The organism is Flavobacterium sp. (genome assembly GCF_035760125.1).
GTDB lineage: Bacteria > Bacteroidota > Bacteroidia > Flavobacteriales > Flavobacteriaceae > Flavobacterium.
Window position 1 is genome coordinate 1 of the sequence record NZ_DASTTN010000115.1, and the last position, 19,623, is coordinate 19,623.

The 19,623-nt window shown below is 32.7% G+C and carries 15 protein-coding genes; 1 reads left to right on the forward strand and 14 read right to left on the reverse strand.

Annotated elements, in window-relative coordinates:
* The 7 genes from VFS71_RS04495 to VFS71_RS04525 form a co-directional block, all read right to left on the reverse strand.
* A partial coding sequence (locus VFS71_RS04495; protein WP_326399629.1) for a CinA family nicotinamide mononucleotide deamidase-related protein occupies positions 1-1,042 on the reverse strand: 1,042 nt, incomplete at its 3' end.
* A 114-nt stretch (positions 1,043-1,156) separates the two neighbouring features.
* Positions 1,157-1,501: an Hpt domain-containing protein gene (locus VFS71_RS04500; RefSeq protein ID WP_077376360.1), complete on the reverse strand. Its 345-nt coding sequence runs from the start codon at positions 1,499-1,501 to the stop codon at positions 1,157-1,159.
* A complete protein-coding gene (locus VFS71_RS04505; protein ID WP_326399631.1) occupies positions 1,501-2,112 on the reverse strand; it encodes a fumarylacetoacetate hydrolase family protein in 612 nt (203 codons plus the stop codon). Before VFS71_RS04505 ends, VFS71_RS04500 begins: the two co-directional genes overlap by 1 nt.
* A gap of 66 nt (positions 2,113-2,178) precedes the next feature.
* The gene (locus VFS71_RS04510; protein WP_326399633.1) at positions 2,179-2,949 is read right to left on the reverse strand and encodes a 3'-5' exonuclease; all 771 of its coding nucleotides are present in this window, start codon (positions 2,947-2,949) and stop codon (positions 2,179-2,181) included.
* Between the two features lie 133 nt (positions 2,950-3,082).
* On the reverse strand, positions 3,083-4,396 hold the full coding sequence (locus VFS71_RS04515) for a dihydrolipoamide acetyltransferase family protein (RefSeq protein WP_326399634.1): 1,314 nt from the start codon (positions 4,394-4,396) through the stop codon (positions 3,083-3,085).
* Positions 4,397-4,479: 83 nt separating this feature from the next.
* Positions 4,480-5,643 carry a glycosyltransferase family 2 protein gene (locus VFS71_RS04520; protein WP_326399635.1) on the reverse strand — a complete coding sequence of 388 codons (1,164 nt, stop codon included), beginning with the start codon at positions 5,641-5,643 and terminating at the stop codon, positions 4,480-4,482.
* 85 nt (positions 5,644-5,728) lie between these two features.
* Positions 5,729-6,922 carry a BamA/TamA family outer membrane protein gene (locus VFS71_RS04525; RefSeq protein WP_326399636.1) on the reverse strand — a complete coding sequence of 398 codons (1,194 nt, stop codon included), beginning with the start codon at positions 6,920-6,922 and terminating at the stop codon, positions 5,729-5,731.
* Positions 6,923-7,295: 373 nt separating this feature from the next.
* Here VFS71_RS04525 and VFS71_RS04530 point away from each other — a divergent pair, with 373 nt between their 5' ends.
* The gene (locus VFS71_RS04530; RefSeq protein ID WP_326399637.1) at positions 7,296-8,264 is read left to right on the forward strand and encodes a T9SS C-terminal target domain-containing protein; all 969 of its coding nucleotides are present in this window, start codon (positions 7,296-7,298) and stop codon (positions 8,262-8,264) included.
* Positions 8,265-8,281: 17 nt separating this feature from the next.
* On the opposite strand, the gene VFS71_RS04535 is transcribed toward VFS71_RS04530, so the two are convergent.
* The 7 genes from VFS71_RS04535 to VFS71_RS04565 form a co-directional block, all read right to left on the reverse strand.
* A complete protein-coding gene (locus VFS71_RS04535; RefSeq protein WP_326399638.1) occupies positions 8,282-10,741 on the reverse strand; it encodes a GumC family protein in 2,460 nt (819 codons plus the stop codon).
* Positions 10,742-10,748: 7 nt separating this feature from the next.
* The gene (locus tag VFS71_RS04540; RefSeq protein WP_326399640.1) at positions 10,749-11,543 is read right to left on the reverse strand and encodes a polysaccharide biosynthesis/export family protein; all 795 of its coding nucleotides are present in this window, start codon (positions 11,541-11,543) and stop codon (positions 10,749-10,751) included.
* Positions 11,544-11,713: 170 nt separating this feature from the next.
* Complete coding sequence (locus VFS71_RS04545; protein ID WP_326399641.1) at positions 11,714-13,441, reverse strand: nucleoside-diphosphate sugar epimerase/dehydratase; 1,728 nt, start codon at positions 13,439-13,441, stop codon at positions 11,714-11,716.
* 449 nt (positions 13,442-13,890) lie between these two features.
* On the reverse strand, positions 13,891-15,030 hold the full coding sequence (locus tag VFS71_RS04550; protein WP_326399642.1) for a DegT/DnrJ/EryC1/StrS family aminotransferase: 1,140 nt from the start codon (positions 15,028-15,030) through the stop codon (positions 13,891-13,893).
* Positions 15,031-15,852: 822 nt separating this feature from the next.
* Entirely contained in the window at positions 15,853-16,968 is a 1,116-nt protein-coding gene (locus VFS71_RS04555) for a GNAT family N-acetyltransferase (RefSeq protein ID WP_326399643.1), read from the reverse strand.
* A gap of 839 nt (positions 16,969-17,807) precedes the next feature.
* Complete coding sequence (locus VFS71_RS04560) at positions 17,808-18,413, reverse strand: sugar transferase (protein ID WP_326399644.1); 606 nt, start codon at positions 18,411-18,413, stop codon at positions 17,808-17,810.
* Positions 18,406-19,614, reverse strand: coding sequence for a glycosyltransferase family 4 protein (locus VFS71_RS04565; RefSeq protein ID WP_326399645.1), 1,209 nt, complete (start codon positions 19,612-19,614; stop codon positions 18,406-18,408). Before VFS71_RS04565 ends, VFS71_RS04560 begins: the two co-directional genes overlap by 8 nt.
* Positions 19,615-19,623: the final 9 nt, after the last annotated feature.

The window sequence follows — 19,623 nt, forward strand, 5'->3', positions numbered from 1 at the left end:
TTTTCAGCAATCTTTTCACGTTCAAAGCCATAGCCTTAGCGACTTCAGCACTCACAACACTATGTTCCTCTATCAAATTCTCCGAAACATCTAATACATTTTCCTTCACTTCCTTTGAATAAGCCACAACACTTCCTTTGAAATAATTAGAAGCTCCAGGAACTGAACTCAGCAACTGTGCAATACTCCCTCCCGTACAGCTTTCGGCAGTAGAAATAGTTCTCTCTTGCTGTGTTAGAATTTTCCCAACAACCGTTTCTAGAATTTCATCATCTTCAAAACCTACAATAATATCTCCTATTATTTCAGTCAAAGAAACCACATTCTCTTCTATGGCTTTTTCCATTAACTCTTTATCAGTCCCTCTAGCCGAAAGTCGTAATCGCACTCTTCCCGGCGCAGGCAAATAAGCTAGTTTTATAAATTCGGGCAAATTATTTTCCCAGTCTTCAATTTGTTCCGCCACTGCACTTTCTCCTCGACCATAAGTAAGAATCGTTTTATGGAGAATATAAGGCCGCTGATAGTCACGAACTACTTTGGGAATGATTTCATTTTCTATCAAATATTTCATCTCAAATGGCACTCCCGGAAGCGATACAAAAACAGTGTTTTCTTTTTTCATCCATAATCCTGGAGCCGTACCCACTTGATTGTGAAGCACTATACACTTTGAAGGAACAAGAGCTTGATCTTTATTAATTTGAGTAATGGCTCGCTTATAAAAACCCTCAATCAATTCGGTTACATGTGCAAGAACAACATTATCCACAACCAATTCGTCTTCAAAATAATCACAGAATGTTTTTTTAGTTATATCATCTTTCGTTGGTCCTAATCCTCCCGTAATAATAACAATATCAACCTCATTTTGAAGTTTTGAAAACGTATTTAAGATATGTTCACGAGAATCACTTATAGACAGCATCTCATGAACCTCAATTCCAATCCTATCCAATGATTTGGCTATAAAACCAGAATTCGTATCTACAATTTGACCAATTAAAATTTCATCTCCAATCGTAACAATAACTGCTTTCATATTTTAAAACTTTTGTTCTATATTAAATAAAAAAAAATCTAACTGTTGCATTTTTCTACACAACTGTTAGATTCTTTTATGTCTTATACTTTTATAGAAAATTAAAAAGTCAAGCTAAAGATCAAAATCTTTTCTCAACTCTTTAATAGCATCTTTAACCTGAGTCTTAACACTTTTGTAGGTCTCGATTATTTCTTTCTTTTTACCTTCTGTTTTGGTCCAAGCTTCTATTTGCAGAATTTCCTCGAATGCCACATTTAACCCCAATAAATCTAATGTAGGTTTCAATTTGTGTGCAAAGGCATAAGTATGTTTGTGATCTTTGTTCTTAATTCCCTCTCCAATTTGCATCAAATCTTCTGGAACTTCAGTAACAAACAAATTCAAAATTTCATTCACAAACTCTGGATCATTATCCGAAAGTGCGTACACTTTTGCTAAATTGTATTTTAAAGCCATTATTTTACTTGTATTCTAAATAGTTTTTGTCCTTCTAAAAATCCTTCTAAAACATCATCTGGTTTTACTGCCGCAACTCCTTCTGGTGTTCCCGTAAAAATAATATCCCCAATCTTTAAAGTAAAAAATTGAGAAACGTACGATATCAACTCATCGATACCCCACATCATCATACCAGAATTCCCTTTTTGTACTGTAACATTATTGTTCGTTAATTCAAAAGTAATATTTTCTAACGAAACAAATTGGCTTTTAGGTAAAAATTCTCCAATAACCGCCGAGCCATCAAATGCCTTGGCTTTTTCCCATGGAAGTCCTTTTTCTTTCAATTTTGCCTGTAAATCCCTTGCCGTGAAATCAATTCCAACACTAATCTCATCATAATATTTATGGGCAAATTTAGGCTCAATATACTTTCCCACTTTACTTATTTTCACAATAAGTTCAATTTCATGATGAATATCTTCCGAGAATTCCGGAATTACAAAAGGATGTTGCTTTAACAAAATAGCCGAATCCGGTTTCATAAAAACAACCGGCTCCGAAGGGCGCTCGTTCTTTAATTCCTCAATATGATTGGCATAATTTCTACCGATGCAGATGATCTTCATTATAATTTTAGATTGCAGATTTTAGATTTCAGATTTCGGACAACTCCGAAACTTACTAATCAAAACCTATTTCGTATTTAATTTTCTTAATTTTATGGCCGTCAAAACTTTTTTGGTATACAGAGGGAAATCTGCATTTTGAATCCAACTAAAATAACCCGGTTCTGTTTCCAGAATTTTATCGACTTTAGCTCCTTTATGCTTTCCGAAGGTGAAAATTTCTTCATTATTGGCATCAAAAGCTATCATTCCTGCAAAATCGGCTATTTTTTTTCTGGTGCTAAACTCAGACAAAGATTTCATGTCATTTTCTAATTCCGGATAACGATCCAATTGAGCCATTAGGATTTCATAGGTCGCCATCGTATCCGCTTCGGCTGAATGCGCATTTTCAAGTCCTTTTCCGCAGTAAAATTTTAAAGCGGCACTCAAAGTACGCTCTTCCATTTTGTGAAAAATAGTTTGCACATCCACAGAAACTCTATTTTTCATATCGAAATCAACTCCTGCACGCAATAATTCTTCTGCCAATAATGGTATATCAAAACGGTCTGAATTAAATCCCGCCAAATCACTGTCCTTAATCATATTGTAAACCTGAGGAGCCAGTTCATTAAATGTAGGTTCATTAGCCACTTTTTCATTGCTGATTCCATGAATAGCCGTTGACTGTGGCGGAATTGGAATCGTTGGATTCACCAACCATGTTTTACTTTCTTTATTTCCGTTTGGAAAAACTTTAAAAACTGATATTTCCACAATCCTGTCTTTTCCGATGTCAATTCCTGTAGTTTCAAGATCGAAAAAACAAATTGGCTTATTGAGTTTTAGTTCCATTTTTTGTATTTGAATTGGTACAAATATAAAGATTTGGTATTGATTTCATTTAAAGTCAATGGTAAAAATGCCAAAAAAAGAAAACCCGACAAACTATAAAAATTTGTCGGGTCCATTTTCAATTTATACTGAATTAATAATCTCTATTTACATCAAATGCTTCAAGATATTCGGCTACTCTTTTTACAAAACTTCCTCCCAAAGCACCATCTACCACTCGGTGATCATAACTATGCGATAAGAACATTTTTTGACGGATACCTATAAAATCACCCTCAGGAGTCTCAATAACTGCAGGTACTTTACGGATAGCGCCAAGTGCTAATATCCCTACTTGTGGCTGATTAATAATTGGAGTTCCGAAAACGCTTCCAAAAGTCCCCACATTAGTAACTGTATAAGTTCCTCCTTGAGTATCGTCTGGTTTTAGTTTCCCCATTTTTGCACGGTTCCCTAAATCATTCACCGCTTTTGCCATTCCTACCAAGTTCAATTGATCTGCATTTTTAATAACAGGAACAATTAAATTTCCATTTGGTAAAGCTGCTGCCATTCCAAGATTGATGTTTTTCTTTTTAATGATAAAATCACCATCTACAGAAATATTCATACCCGGAAAATCTTTCAACGCTTTGGCAACTGCCTCCATAAATATAGGAGTAAAAGTCAATTTTTCGCCTTCTCTTTTTTCAAAAGCATTTTTAACCTTATCTCTCCATTTTACAATATTAGTTACATCAACTTCGATAAATGATTGTACGTGAGCCGAAGTTTGAACTGAAGCTACCATATAGCCCGAAATCAACTTACGCATTCTATCCATTTCCACAATTTCATCACCTCCATTTACAGAAACAGGTGAAACAGTTTGCGATGGAGTAGCTACTGAGGCCGCTTTTGGAGCTTCAACCACTTTAGCTGGTGTTGCCATAACAGCTGCAGGTTGAGAACCTCTATTTTTTATATAACCTAAAATATCATCTTTAGTCACACGTCCTTCTTTTCCAGAACCAACAATGCTTTCTAATTCTGCTAAACTTATCCCTTCTTCTTTTGCAATATTTTTTACCAATGGAGAAAAGAACTTATCACTTTCAGAAAAACTAACGAGAGCCGCAACTGATTCTTTAGCAACCTCAACAGATTTTTGAATTTCCTCAATAATTGCCGGAGCAACTTCTGAGCTTGTAGAAACAGCATCTCCTCCCTCTGTTTCAATAATAGCTATAGTTTGCCCCACTTGAACCAAATCGTCTTTTCCAAACAATTTTTCGACAAGAACACCCGAAACTTCAGACGGAACTTCAGAATCTACTTTATCAGTCGCAATCTCCAAAACCGCTTCATCTGCTTCAATTTTGTCGCCAACTTCTTTTAACCAATTTGTGATAGTTGCTTCTGCAACACTTTCTCCCATTTTAGGAAGCTTTAATTCAAATCTTGCCATATTGTTAATCTAAAAGGTGATTTTGATTTTCAGTTTGCGAAATTACTAAATAATATCAATATAAATTTCACTAAATGTAATTTTTACTTAATTTTTACAATTTCCCCTCTATCATTAGAAGAATCACTTCCAATGATAAAATTTGCATTTTTGGGAATAATTCTAAATGTAATTCCTTTGTTTCTATGCTTTTTATGAATATTAATGCATTCTTTAAAGGAAACAAACTCATTATCCAGAATAATCTGTGCCCCATTTCTTATTGAAATTGATGACAAATTTACCTCTTTTTCTGTTTTCCAATCGAGAAAATCAACCTTTTTTTGGACAAGAAGAGTTATTATTTTTACCAATGTATCAGATGCCGATACGAGCAAATAATATTTAGGGATAGTTTTGATTTTAGCCCTACCTTGAATTCTTTTTATTACAGAAAAAAATACAATTCCAATTTTCATAAATGCAGAAAAAAGATAAGAAACCTTAAAATGCTTTCTATAGAAAAACTCCATTGCCTCTTGAAAACGCTTCATATATGTACCATCCTTAATTGTACTTTCTCCTTTGTAATGAATTACAGCTGTTTCGTGAAAATAATAATTTTTTTTTTCTATTTGCAACACCATATAAGACAAATCAATATCGTCTGAATACATAAAACAATCTTCATCAAAACCGCCAACTTCTTCATACAATTCTTTTTTGAGAACCATAAAAGCACCTACCAAAATTTCTACTTCACCTGTTTGATTTTCGGATAAATGTTGGGCATAATATTTATTAAAAAAAGAGGACTTCGGAAATAATTTATACAAACTGGTAATTTTAGTAAAGGCAACCCAAGGCGTGGGTATTCCCCTTTTGCTTTCCGGAAGGAAATTACCAGAGCCGTCTATCAGTTTTACACCTACAATTCCTAAGTTCTTTTGTTTTTGGGCAAATTCTAGCACTTTTTCAAACGTATCTTCGGCTACGACAGTGTCTGGATTTAGAATACAGACATACTCTCCTTTAGCTTCTGCCACACCTATATTATTCCCTTTTGGATAACCAACATTTTTGCTATTTTGAATTAGTTTGACATTTGGGAAACGAGTTTTTATCATGTCGCAACTATCATCTTGAGAATTATTATCAACCACAATAATTTCGGAATCTATGTTTTTCAAAGCGCTTTCTACGCTTAAAACACATAATTCCAAAAAATAGCGAACATTATAATTGAGGATGATGACCGATAGCTGCATTTTTCAAAGATATATTTTAAGCCTTAAAATCACAAAGTTTCTTAGCTACAAAGTATATCATGGAGACAAACTTCTTTAACAAAACTTAAAAATTCTCCGAAAGTGCAACCCTAAAAGTCCAATCATCTTTACTGATACCAAAATCTAAAGCTAAATTACAGTCGTTGATTTTATTCCACTTTATCCTTAAACCTGTTCCCACTGCGGGAGTCCAATTATCAAAATGATAGGTATCTAAATTGGACACTGAAGAAAGATTCCCATAAAAAACAGCTCCAAGAAAACCATTTCTGGTAATATCGGTACGATATTCTGTTTCCAAATACAATAAAGAATTACTGCGGTAGCGATTGCGGGTGAATCCCCTACCCGTTTTACCATAACGATCCCAACCAATGCTTGGCAAATCCAAATAATGGGGTTTCCCATCAAAAACAGCCCAGTAAAAAGCTCTCGCAGCCAAAACTTTATGGCGTCTAGAACTAAACGAATGATACTTTCTCGCATCTATGTATATTGATTTCCATTCGGTGTCACTGCCAAAAGCTTTAGAATTGATGCGATAATCGGCCTCAAAATAATAACCTTTTTTGGGGTTCAAAATGTTGTCACGGGAATCATACAGAGCCTGAAAAGCAATTCCCGAGGAAAGTTCATCAGAATAATTTCCTTCTTGATATTTATTAAAATCTGTTGGTTCCGAAATTTCAGAGTCTTCGGAAACATTTTGATAATTATCCAATTGAAAACCCAATCCCAAACCAAAATCGCCTTTTATTTTACGGGTCACAAATTGATAAAACCGAATTTGCTGATAACTCACCTCAGATTGTGGGTCTTTGGAACTGTTGCCACCCAAACCGTACGTAAACTGTGGATATATCATATACCTGTAATCGCCGATGAAATTATACTTATTGTCTTTGGTATAAATATAGGATTGTATGGGAAAAGAATATTGCCCCGAAAAACTGGTTGTAGGTGTAAAATAAACCTCGGACATTTTGGTGGTTTCATGATTCTCATCCAGAAAAAAAGTGGTCACGAATGACACTACAAGTCCACCTTGAGAGCTTTTTAAATCGGGAGCGGGTATTAAGGAAAAGGCAATTTTACTGGGTTCATTTTTATTCTTAAGAGAGTCATTTTTCAAAAAAATGTTTTTCAAAATTTGTTTCATATCCAAATCATTACTTCTAAAATCCATTTTCTGCGAAAAACTAGAAAAAGAAGAAATAGCAACAAAAAACAGAAGTAAATTTCGTTTAATGAAACTCATACATTTTTATCGGTATTTAAGACAGGAAAAAACTTTTAGCATTTCAAATATAGGGAAAAAATAAAAATATATAAATGATGTAAATTCATTTAAGCCCAGAGAAAAATGTTAATTTTGATTAGGATTTTGGAGCTTCAACATTCCTCCGAATGACAATTGCATTGATAAAAAAAATCATAAAAACAATAAAACCTCTTTAGCCCCGATAGAAGTGGTATCCTTTTTTTATATATAACCCCGACAGGGTTATATATAAAAAAAGATATAACGGATAGCGGGAACGGTGCTTCCAAAAAAAGCCCAATCATTCGCTCCAAATCCTTTTTATTATGTAATTGTTTAATATCTTTCTTTTAATTTTCATTTGAATACTGTGACACAAAAAACTATTCTACTTTTCTTTCTGTTTGTAACTGGTTCTTATGCCCAAATTAAAGGGTGTACGGATCGTCTTGCGAAAAATTTTGATCCAAAAGCAACCGAAAATAATGGAAGTTGTGAGTATGCTTCCGCAAAAATAAAAGCTGAATTCTCGAAAAAAATAAGCGATACAATCTCAGAAACTTCAGGATTGATTGCTTTTAAAAATTTATTATGGACGCACAATGACAACCGTGACACTACCCTTTACGGATTGGACCAGAAAGGGCAAATCAAGAAAAAAGTTTCTCTTCAGGGTTTAAAAAACAACGACTGGGAAGAAATTTCTCAAGATAGTTTGTATCTATACATTGGTGATTTTGGCAATAATTACAGGGGAAACCGGAAAGATTTGCGAATTTTAAGAATCGAAAAAAACTCAGTTTTATCGAATACTCCGGTGATTGACACTATTGCTTTTTCGTATATCAATCAAACAGATTTCAAAGTTCAAAAAGCAAATACTACCGATTTTGATTGTGAGGCTTTTTTAGTTACTCAAAGTAGTATTTATTTGTTCACGAAACAATGGAAACAAAACAAAACAAGTGTATATATGTTACCAAAAAATCCTGGAACTCACATTGCTCAATTAAAAGAAACCATAAATGTAGAAGGATTAATCACCGGAGCTACTTATTCGCCATCAAAAAAATTAATTGTGCTTTGCGGATATTCTAAAACAGTACAGCCCTTTGTATATCTTTTGTATGATTATAAAAATAGTGATTTTTCGACCGGAAACAAACGAAAAATCAATATACTATTGCCATTTCATCAGATTGAAGGAATAGCAACACAAGATGGCCTCCATTATTATGTCACAAATGAAGCTTTGATAAAAAAGCCAATTCTTACTATCCATCAAAAAATACATCTTTTTGATCTAAAAGCTTATTTAGAATCTTATTTACAGCATTAATAAACAAAAAAATCGTGTCACCTCTTGTGAAAGGCATAAATTTCGATTAATTTTCCCCATCCTTTTCTTACGATTTTATCTGTTAAACCTAACATTTCTTTTGTTTTACTAAACACCACTTTATACCAAACTTTCTTTTCCATTCCTACGCCATAGCCATAGCCGTAACCATACCCTTTTCCAGAATTGGTATCATTAAGAAGTAAACACATATTAGGCAATTTTTGGTCATTATATAATTTATTTGGGATACTAAGCATACGTTTGTCTAAAAAATTGGCTCGAACCACATAAATAAAACAATCCGCATTTTTAGCTATCAATAAGGTGTCGGCTACTATGCTCACGGGAGAGTTGTCGACAATAATATAGTCATATTGCGTTTTTAATGTTTTGAAAAGCGCATCTACTTTTTCACTCATTAATAACTCCGTAGGATTAGGAGGTATCATACCAGATGGTAGTATGTGGAAATTCTTATAACCATCACATTTCACTATCAAATCCTTTAAAACCATATTTTTTGATGACAAATAGTTGGTAACACCTAGTTCTGGCAGCGGCATAAATTCATCCAATCTTGGATTCCGGATATCCATACCTATCAGCAACACTTTTTTTCCAGACAATGCAAAAATCGCAGCAAGATTTGCCGAGACAAAAGTTTTCCCTTCTTTAGGAAAAGTAGAGGTCACAAATATTGTTTTGGCGATGCCGTCAGGACTCTTGTTGAGCATAAACTGGAGATTCGTTCTGATCATTCGTAATCCTTCCGCAGAACTTGTTCTGTTGTCTGCTTGAATAAATTTAGAAGAAGTCTGTGAAGTGGGTATATCTCCTATAAATGGAATAATTGTCTTTCCTTCTATGTCTAAAATGCTTTTTACTTTAGTGTCTAATAAATCATCCGTATATATAATCCCAAAAGGGACAAGAAAGCCCAACAATAAACCGGCAAAATAAATAATGTTTTTTTTAGGAAAAACAGGTAACTCCTCTGTCTTTGCAGCATCGATAACTCTAATATTTGGTTCCGAAGCCGATAAAGAAATAGCAGTCTCTTCTCTTTTTTGCAATAAATACAAATATAATTCTTCCTTCACCTTTTGTTGTCTGGCAATGACTCTGAACTGACGTTCCTGAACTGGGATTTTCTCAATTTTGGTATTCAAAATCCCTTCATTCATGTTCAAATCTCTTTTTTGAATAATTAAATTAGATTGCATTTGCAAGAGACTTTCTCTTACAGTAGATTTCAAAGAGTTAATTTGCTCGTCCATCTTAACCACGGATGGGTTCGCTGTAGTGGCTGATTTTAAAATCCTGTTTCGATCAAGAACCAATTGATTATAAGAACTGATCAATCCCGAAGCATCTCCCTGCCCCGTAATCACATTGCTAGGCAGCAATTCATAATTGTTACTTTTATTTATAAAATCCAACATGGAAGACACCACATTCAACTGAATTTCAGCCTCCACCGCTTTTTTATCGTAATCATTAGATCCTTCTACAAAAAGCTTCGCTTCCGAATCGATATTGGTGAGCGTATTAGACCTTTTAAAGCTTTGCACATTATGCTCTACTCCTTCAAGCTCTTGGGTAACCAATTTCAATCGATTGGAAATAAATTTAGACGTATTATCTGAAATAAAAGTCTTATCTGCAGCTACATCTTCGTTGTAAATTTGAATCAAATTGTCCAAGAAAGCTACCGATTTTTTTTCCATCGGATCTTTTATGGAAATAGTAACAATACTACTTGTTTTACTGATCGGTTCCACTTCAAGTCGTTTTCTAAAACTCTCTACAACCTTACCAAGAGGCTTGACTATAATTTGAATCGATTGGTGCTTATTCGATCTTTTATTTTCCGCAGACTTAGACTTACTGATAATCAGACGCCCATATGCTGTTGGGATCAGTTCCATGTATTTAAACTCTTTTTTCTGACTTAGAATAACCTTTGGAGCATCTTCTAAAATCTCATTTTCCAAAGAAAACGTGTGAGGTGTTAACTCAATAAATTTTAACTTAATTTTATTTTTGTAAAATTCATTCGTTTTATCGACAAAATAAACTTCAATTGGAGTTTTTTCGTAAATTTCTCCATCAATTATCCTACCCTCAACCAGAAAAAAAACATTTAGATTTAGTTTTTTTATGACCCTTTCGACTAAGGTTCTTGACTTTAAAATTTCAATTTCATTATCCACATTTCTTTTTAAACCACCTCCCAATCCCAAATCTGCAAAAGCAGACATTTCAGATAGCATTTCGCCCTTTTTCTCATCTTTTACCAATACTGTGGTTATGGCTTTGTATTCTGGTGTGGCATATCGCAAATATAAAAAAGCTAAAAAAAAACTAATACATGCACTAATTGCAAACCATCGCCAGTGCAATATGTACTTTTCTAAAAATGATTTAAATCGATAATCATTCTTAAACTCTTCGTTTAACCTACTATTTTCCATATAATAATTAGTTTCCTGAAGTCACGATTAATGTAACCAAAGTAATTAATAAAGATGTAATTGAAATAAGCACACTCGTATTTGGTCCAACTGCCGCCCCGTTTATTTTATTTTTATTGGGCTCTACATAGACTATATCATTTTGTGCCAAATAATAAAAAGGAGAATTGATAAAATCCGATTGGGTAATATCAACCCTATTGTACGATTTTACACCATCTATTTCCCTTATGATCAAAATATTATTCCTTAAGCCATAAATGGTCAAATCACGTGCCATCGATAGTGCTTCCATCAGAGTAATTCTTTCGGAAATCACATTATAAGTTCCAGGTTGTGCGACTTCTCCTTGGACAGAAACTTTAAAATTTGTGACACGGATGTTAATAATTGGATCCTTGATATAAACTGCGATTTTGTCCTTTAGCATTTTGAGCACTTCGGTTCTGGTTAGACCACCTACTTTTAAGTTTCCTAAAACAGGGAAATCAATAGTACCCTTGGCATCCACTAAATACGTTTGATTAGTTTGCTGTCCGGAAATCACATAGGGTCTGGCTGTATTTTCGACTGTAACTGACATTAAATTAAAAGGGGCAGCAATTTCAGGATCTTGGGCAGAGACAATTATCAGCAACAAATCGTCAGGTTGAATTTTAATTTCATAAGAATTCAATTTTTCCGGAAACTTTGCGTCATCGATATTCTGATAGTAAACCAAATCCTTTCTGGAAGCACAAGAGAACAATGAAATCACGAACAATAATAGGATAACTTTCTTTGTTAAAAAAAAACATTTCATATGATTTTTATTTATAAGATACACAAATATAAGCATTTAACTTTTCATTAAACTTTAAAATCGTACAAATATGAACCTGAAATTATGTTTTTTTTCTTTAATTCAGCCCCATTATTCACAAAAAAAACACCTCTAAATTGAATTCCATTTTACTTGAATTAATTAGTAAACTAATGATCTAATATTTCAAAAGTGGAATGTATTCTTTTGAATTCCGGTACTATTTTTTCCATTTTTAAAACAATAGTATCGTTATCAAATAAATTAGCGGCATCTATCAATTCCTCAATATCATTATGCAGAGTTTCAAAATCTTCTCTAATTTCATGGGCCATCATTATTTTATTATGACGTGTGGGAAAGGTTTCTGAAGTATTGTTGAGAAATTCCTCATATAATTTTTCTTCGGGTCTTGAGTTGATAACCTGAATTTTTATTTCTTCGTCGGGAATAAATCCTGCCAACTTAATCATCTTTCTGGCCAAATCGACTATTTTGCAAGGCTTACCCATATCGAATACGAATATCTCCCCTCCATTGCCCATGGCTCCCGCTTCAAGAATCAACTGACAAGCTTCGGGGATGGTCATGAAGTATCGAATAACTTCAGGATGGGTAATTGTGATTGGACCTCCACTGGCAATTTGCTCAGAAAACAAAGAGACAATGGAACCATTAGTAACCAACATCTTTCCGAAACGAGTCGTTATGAATTTAGTTCCCTTATTTACACCATTTTGGGATTTATAAAACAATGACTGCACGTATTTTTCTGCAATTCGTTTACTGACTTCCATTACATTAATCGGATTCTTCGCATTATCTATAGAAATCATCACAAACAAATCTACTTGATGACACAATGCCAAATCGGCTACATTTCTGGTTCCAACCACATTTGTAAATACTGCTTGAGCCGGATTTTCTTCCAACAAGACAATATGATTATAAGCCGCTGCATGATATACCACATTCGGTTGGTACAATTTAAACAAAGATTCCATCCTTTTATAATTTCGGACATCAGCAATAACGCCATGAATTTTTGAACTTGTAACTACCTTTTCAAGATCTAAAATCAAATGATACAATGGTGTTTCTGCCTGATCGACCATAATGATTTTTTCGGGGGCAAAAGCAAGCACTTGCCTTACAATTTCGCGACCTATTGATCCTGCAGCTCCTGTTATAAGAACTGTTTTCCCTTTTAACTGACTAGATATGGCATTATTATCAAGCGTAATAGAATTTCCTCCTAATAAATCCATAATCTGAAAATTCTTTACTTTTTGGAAAACCTCATTTTGATTTTCCCAATTTAGTATCGATGGTACTGAATACACTTTAAAATTGTATTGCAAACAATCATCCATTATTGTAGAAATCGCCTCTTCGGTCAATACATTATCGGCAATAATTAGTATTTCACTACCCTTTGATTGCATAGCAACCGTACAGAGATTGTCAAATACGGGCAAACCCATTACCCGATTAGACTTATTGTGATTGTTCTTATCAACAAATCCCAACAATCGAAAACGAAGTGGACTTTCCGAGTTTAAAGCATTAGCCACAGCTACAGCATTCGAATTTGCACCATATATAAACGCAGGAATTAATGTTTTTTTTTGCTTTTCAAGAAAATAATGTTTGAAAACCATTTTTATAACAATACGATACAGTATCAAACTATAAAAAGACAATAAAACACATACGTATAATTGTGCGTTCAAAAATAGTTTCTCTCCTTGCCAAAACTCAAAACCAGTATTGAGTAAAAACATAATTAAAAAAGTCCCGAATTGTGACATAAATAGTTTTAACTCATCAATAAAAGTAGAATGCCGAATGATACCTGCATAAGTCTGTAACAGCCAAAAAAAGAAAATTGTGAACATGAAATAAAGCAATGCAATTATCTTAAATTGATTGTTGAGAACGAAATTAACACCAATACTCTTCAACAATAAGCAACCTAAAATTCCAGATAAAAAAACTACTATTATATCAATGGAAAGAATAATCCACCGTGGTAGATAATTTAGTTTTTTTATATTAAAAACTGTAGTAGCTTCGCTAAAAAAATGATTTAATTCCGGGTTAAAATGTAATTTTAAATTCATCTTCAAAATAAATTATTTATTATTGAAAAATCAATCTGAACCAGATCAATAACTTGATAATTAGATAAAAAATCCATTTGATTGTTTACCTAATTCATGACTTTCTCGTTTTTAAATGTGAGTCATTAATAAATCACTAATTTCTCTACTTAGCTCTGTTTATTGGATTACAAATACACCAACCTTTCTTTATATTCAACTTCTAAGTTTTTAAAAAACTCCATTTAATCATCAAAAAAAAGATGTAATGCTTCAGCGATTCGTTCATCGTCTTCTTCAACTAAGTTAGAACCCGACGGCAAACATAGCCCATCTTTATATAGACTTTCAGCAACATTTGTTCCGTAATACGGATAGTTTGCAAAAAGAGGCTGTAAATGCATAGGTTTCCATAAAGGACGACTTTCAATATTTACGGCTTCCAAAGCCAATCGGAGATCTTCATTTGTTTTTCCCACTATTTTAGAATCAATTATAATAGCAGTCAACCAATGATTGGAAAAATAATCTGCATTGGGTTCTTTAAAAACTGTTACACCAGGAATCGATTTGAAAAAGTCATTATACCAAGCATTTCTGTTTCTCCGCAATTCCACATGATTGTCCAAAACTTCCATTTGGCCACGACCAATACCAGCACAAATATTGCTCATACGGTAATTATAACCTATTTCGCTGTGTTGATAGTAAGGCGCTATGTCTCTGGATTGTGTGGCAAAAAAAACGGCTTTGTCTCTTAGTTCTTTAGTTTTAGTAACAATAACGCCACCACAGGAAGTGGTAATAACTTTATTCCCATTAAAGGATAATGAAGCAATGGTTCCAAAAGTACCACATTTTCGCCCTTTATAAGAACTTCCCAATGCCTCCGAGCTATCTTCTAAGACTGGAATTTGGTATTTTTCAGCAACAGCATGAATTTCATCAACTTTATAGGGCATTCCATATAAATGTACTGTAATGATGGCTTTGGGTTTTTTACTTTTTGCCATCCTGTCTACAATGGCTTTTTCTAATGCTATGGGGCACATATTCCAGGTATCAATTTCACTATCTATAAACACAGGGAAAGCCCCTTGGTATAGAATGGGATTGGCCGAAGCCGAAAAAGTCATGCTCTGACAAAGTACTTCGTCTCCTGCTTTCACCCCAAGTAAGACCAAACCTAAATGAATAGCTGCCGTCCCCGAACTCAAAGCTCCAGCAAAAGAATTTTGCCCTATATATTTTTCAATATCCTGCTCAAATCCTGTAACATTAGGCCCTAATGGTGCTACCCAGTTTGTATCAAAAGCTTCTTGAATGTATTTTTGTTCATTCCCACCCATGTGAGGAGTGGAAAGACATATTTTTGTGTTTAACATAATCGAATTATTTCAAAATTAAAACAACAGTATTACCAGAGTATTTTTTCAATATCAAATTTTAAGAATATTTTTATCCCTATAGATTGCATTTCCATATCTCACCAAAAGTTGTTTTTTTGGCAATATAGACCATATGTATTGTTTGGGCATTTTTCCCCACAAAATACTTTTTTCCGAAATTTTCTTGATTTTTTTTAAACGGGTTTTAACCTATTAATTTTTTATTAAACTCTTTGTATTAATCATAAATTAAAAAATCTAAAATTTAAATGCGACTCTAAATTTTTCAGGGAAGAAAGATTTCTTTTTTTGGGGTTAAAGAACCTTTTCCTCGTAGTAACAATAATCCGATTTTGTTTTTCTAACTATTAAAAATCTAAAACTTAAATGTATTTTTAAATTTTCTAGAATGGAAGATTTCTTTTTTTAAGGAGCTAAAAATCTCTTTTTTACTAAAACAATTATTTGACTTTAAAGTTTTCTAAATCAATCAATTACAATGATTTAATAACCGTATTCAAAGTTATAAAAAAAAAATAATATTAATTTTTTTTTCTAATCAACAACCTAAATAACCGTTGAAATACATCTTTGCAAGACCAACATTTTTTTTTTGTTTTATAATAAGTTTCACTTTAAAAAGTGAAAAAACTAAAACATGAATTGGATTGAAAAAAAACTTTTTATTTATGATATAAAAAAATAAAAGAGCTTTAAAAACCTTGTTATTTTTTTTTCTATTATGAAATAATGCCCTACTAAATTATTGAATTAGCACTTACCAAAAATGATTGATGACTTTTTTTCTTTGTGCTTTTTTCATTCAAATCTATACAGTGGAAAAAAGGCATTATTTACATCAACGGTTAATTCTCCAACCAACTCATTATATTTTTCGGAATCAACAATCATTTGCCAAACTTTATACTCGCATCTGTAATCTGAAAAACCGGATTTAAAATAAAACAAAGAATCATCATCGCTCCCACCAACACCACCGCCCAAGTGAAAAAAGTTTACTCCAAACTTATTTCCCAATAGTCTAGCCTCATCTATAACCAACTTCATGGGTCTTTCTTTGAGATGTGCCTCGGCAGTACCCGCCAAATGATACTGCATTATATTATTGGTAATTGTAATAATAGCACCTGCAACTATCTCTCCATCTTTTTTGGCCAATAATAATTTAGATTCAAATCCTTTATTTTCTAAAAAGGCATAAAAATAATTATTGCCAAAAAAATATTTTTCACTAGCTCCAACTCGCTTCATAGATTCATGGTAGATATCAATAAAAGCATTAATATCATCTTTCGTTTGTGAATTTACGACCTCAAACCCATTTCTGCGTAATTGATTCAATTGGAACTTAAATGATCTTCTATATTGCGTACGTTGCTCCTCGGGTGAAAGACGCAAATCAATAGCCACAGTTTTATTTATATGTTTAATCACCCCAAAATCATTAAAAAAATCTTCCATAGAGATTAAAGGATGTAATCTTAAAAAAACGGAAATAATAGCATTATTTTCAAAAAAATCTAAAAGTTGCTTTTTAAAATATTTAATTTTTTCTGAGGGTATATCTCCGATATCAATACTACTGATAAGTCCGCAATAACCATATACCGAAGTACAATCAAATAAATTTGTATTTGGAATCTCTCTAACGATTAGAGGTAACGCTATAAAATCATTATTAAAAAAAGCTACCAGTAAAACTGGGCGATTATTTCCTTTTTCGAATAAATGATACTCTCGAGTATGATAAAAATCAAATTGCTTGCTTTTATTTACAATAGCTGACCATCTTATGTCATTAACTTCTAAAACGATAAATTTATTTATAGAAATTGGCTCAAACGCTTTTTCAATCGATTTTAGCTTTTTTTTGACTAAGTGGGGGCTTGAGTGATAAATTTTTGATACTATCATTGTCTAATTAATTCTGATTTAAAACAATTTAATTTGTAGAGTTTTTCATACTTTTACTAACCTCAATTCCATATCTTACCAACAACTGTATTGGCAATACAGACCATTTAAGTTGTTTAGGCATTTTGCCCAACAACGCGACTTTTTAAAAAGTTTTACTTTCTAATTTTTACTTAATACTCTTTGAATTAATTCTAAAATTCAGATGCTTTTCTAAATTTTTCATCGATGAAAATTTCTTTTTTTGGGTAAAAAAAACTTTTCCTCGTAGCCAATCATATACCTACCTTTTTTAAAAAATAAAAAAATAAAAATCAGAGAAATTTAAAAAAGGTTCTCAATGTTGAAAAGCTTCTTTTTTTGGGGATAAAGAGCTTTTTCTTACTAAAAATTTTATTAATTTTTACTACGTAAATAACTATTAAACAGCTTTTTGAATATCTAATATCAAAGTTATAAAAAAATATTAATATTGATTTTTTTTCAGAACCAACAACCAAAATAACCGTTCAAATGCATTCTTTAAGACTAAGTTAGCATTCTAAAAAACATAAATTTAAATACAGGTTTACTTATAAAATTTTATTGTTAAATATTTGTAGTGGAGTCCGTAAATTATAGTGATTCCATTTTAAAAACACTTATTTTTTTAAGTAAATTCTCCTCATTACTTCATCAGATACATTTTGCTATTACTAAACAATTTGCTTTAAATTAACAGATTGGCAATAGAGCAAAAAAAAAACAAGGTTATAAAACCCTGTTGCTTTTTTTGTAAAAACCGATATAAGATAGTGTCTTTTAGATTATTGAATTAGCACTTACAAAATAATTACCGATCAATTATTTCCATTAAAATATTCGGCAGAAAGTTGTTCCTTCAAATTAATCCCCTCGCTTTTCAATACTTTTTTTATTGTCAAAAAAATGATTTTACAATCGAATTTAAAATCTAAATTATCGATATATTCTATATCATACTTAAATTTCTTTTGCCAAGAAATTGCATTTCTCCCATTGACTTGTGCCCAACCTGTAATCCCGGGCCGTAATTCGTGTCGGCGCTTTTGTTCTTCGTTATACAAGGGCAAATATTCCGGCAATAACGGTCGTGGCCCTATAAGACTCATATCACCTTTAATAACATTAAGCAATTGAGGTATCTCGTCTAAAGAGGTTTTGCGTACAAAGATTCCTATTTTGGTTAATCGCTGTGCATCGGGAAGCAAATTACCATAGCCATCTTTCTTATCATTCATGGTCTTAAACTTGATAATATTAAAACTTTTCTCATCTTTACCTGGACGCAATTGAAAGAAAAATGGTTTACCATGATTGACAAAAAAAAGCCCCATCATGATAACTATAAACAAAGGGCTTAATAGTAACAACCCAAAAAATGCTCCAAGAATATCTAATGTTCTTTTAAAAAATGATTTATACATTTTCTAATCTATTTTTAATGAGCTGATAGGAATAATCCACTTTGTATTCTCGCTGTAACAAACTCCAAGCATTTTCCTTTATTTGATTAAAGTTAATCTCATCGGAACAGATTGTGTTGATGGCCGTTTGCATACCTGAAATATCCCCAGATAAAACCCAATGACCACAGCTGTTTTTTTCTATTATGCTTCCTATATCTGTATTGGGATCGGTGGCAGCAATTACCGGCATTTTCATTTCTAAATAAGACAACAACCGTGATGGGAAATTAGGGATTGTAAAGTCTTTGTGTAAAAAAATCATTCCCACATCACAAGCATTTAAAAGCATATCAAAATCCTGTTTAGGCAATCCTGGCAACACTATTGCATTCTGCGGCTGCTTATTCTCAAACCATTTAAAAATCCTGTCGTACTCCGTGCCATTTCCGACCACTAAAAAAAAGACATCTGGATTTGTAGTTGCCGTTATTGTTTCTAAAAGAAAGTCAACTCCCTGAGGTTTCCCAAGATTCCCACCATAAGCAAAGACTTTCTTATTTAAAGGCAATCCATATTTTTGTTTAATTCTTATTTTTTCTTCCAAAGTTTGAACAAATACTATCGGTTCTATAGAATTTGGATTCACCTCAACTTTGTTGGCAGTTATCATCGGATTATGAGTTAACACATAGTTCTTATTTGCCTCCGACATACATCCAATCGTGTCGGACAGTTCATACAACTTACGTTCTTTTTTCAAAAACATTCGATGTAAAAAACCTCCATTTTTAAGCATTTTCATATCAATAGCATTCTGCGGAAAAATATCTTTTAACAACAAATAGGCATAGGCATTATCTCTTTTTTTAACAAATTTGATAACTTCAAAGAAAGTAATGGGTGGTGTACAATACAAAACCAAATCAAATTTTTCATTTGAAAAATACTTTTTTAAAGCTTTTAAAAACTGGTATTCAATAGCTAAAGTTCCAATCCCTTTTTCAATGATGTTTGTTTTTTGCAGATTAAATGTGCGTACACTCAAAATGCTCAGATGCTCCCCTTTTAAAAGAGATGTCTTTTTTTTATCCCTGCGTTCCGAAGGAATAATAACAAAAATTTCATGTCCCTCGTCCCTGAATTTACGGAGCAAGTCAGTATAAATCCCTCGTTCCTCCAGTGATTCAATTTTATCCAAAGTCAAAAAAAGAATATTCATAAAAACTCT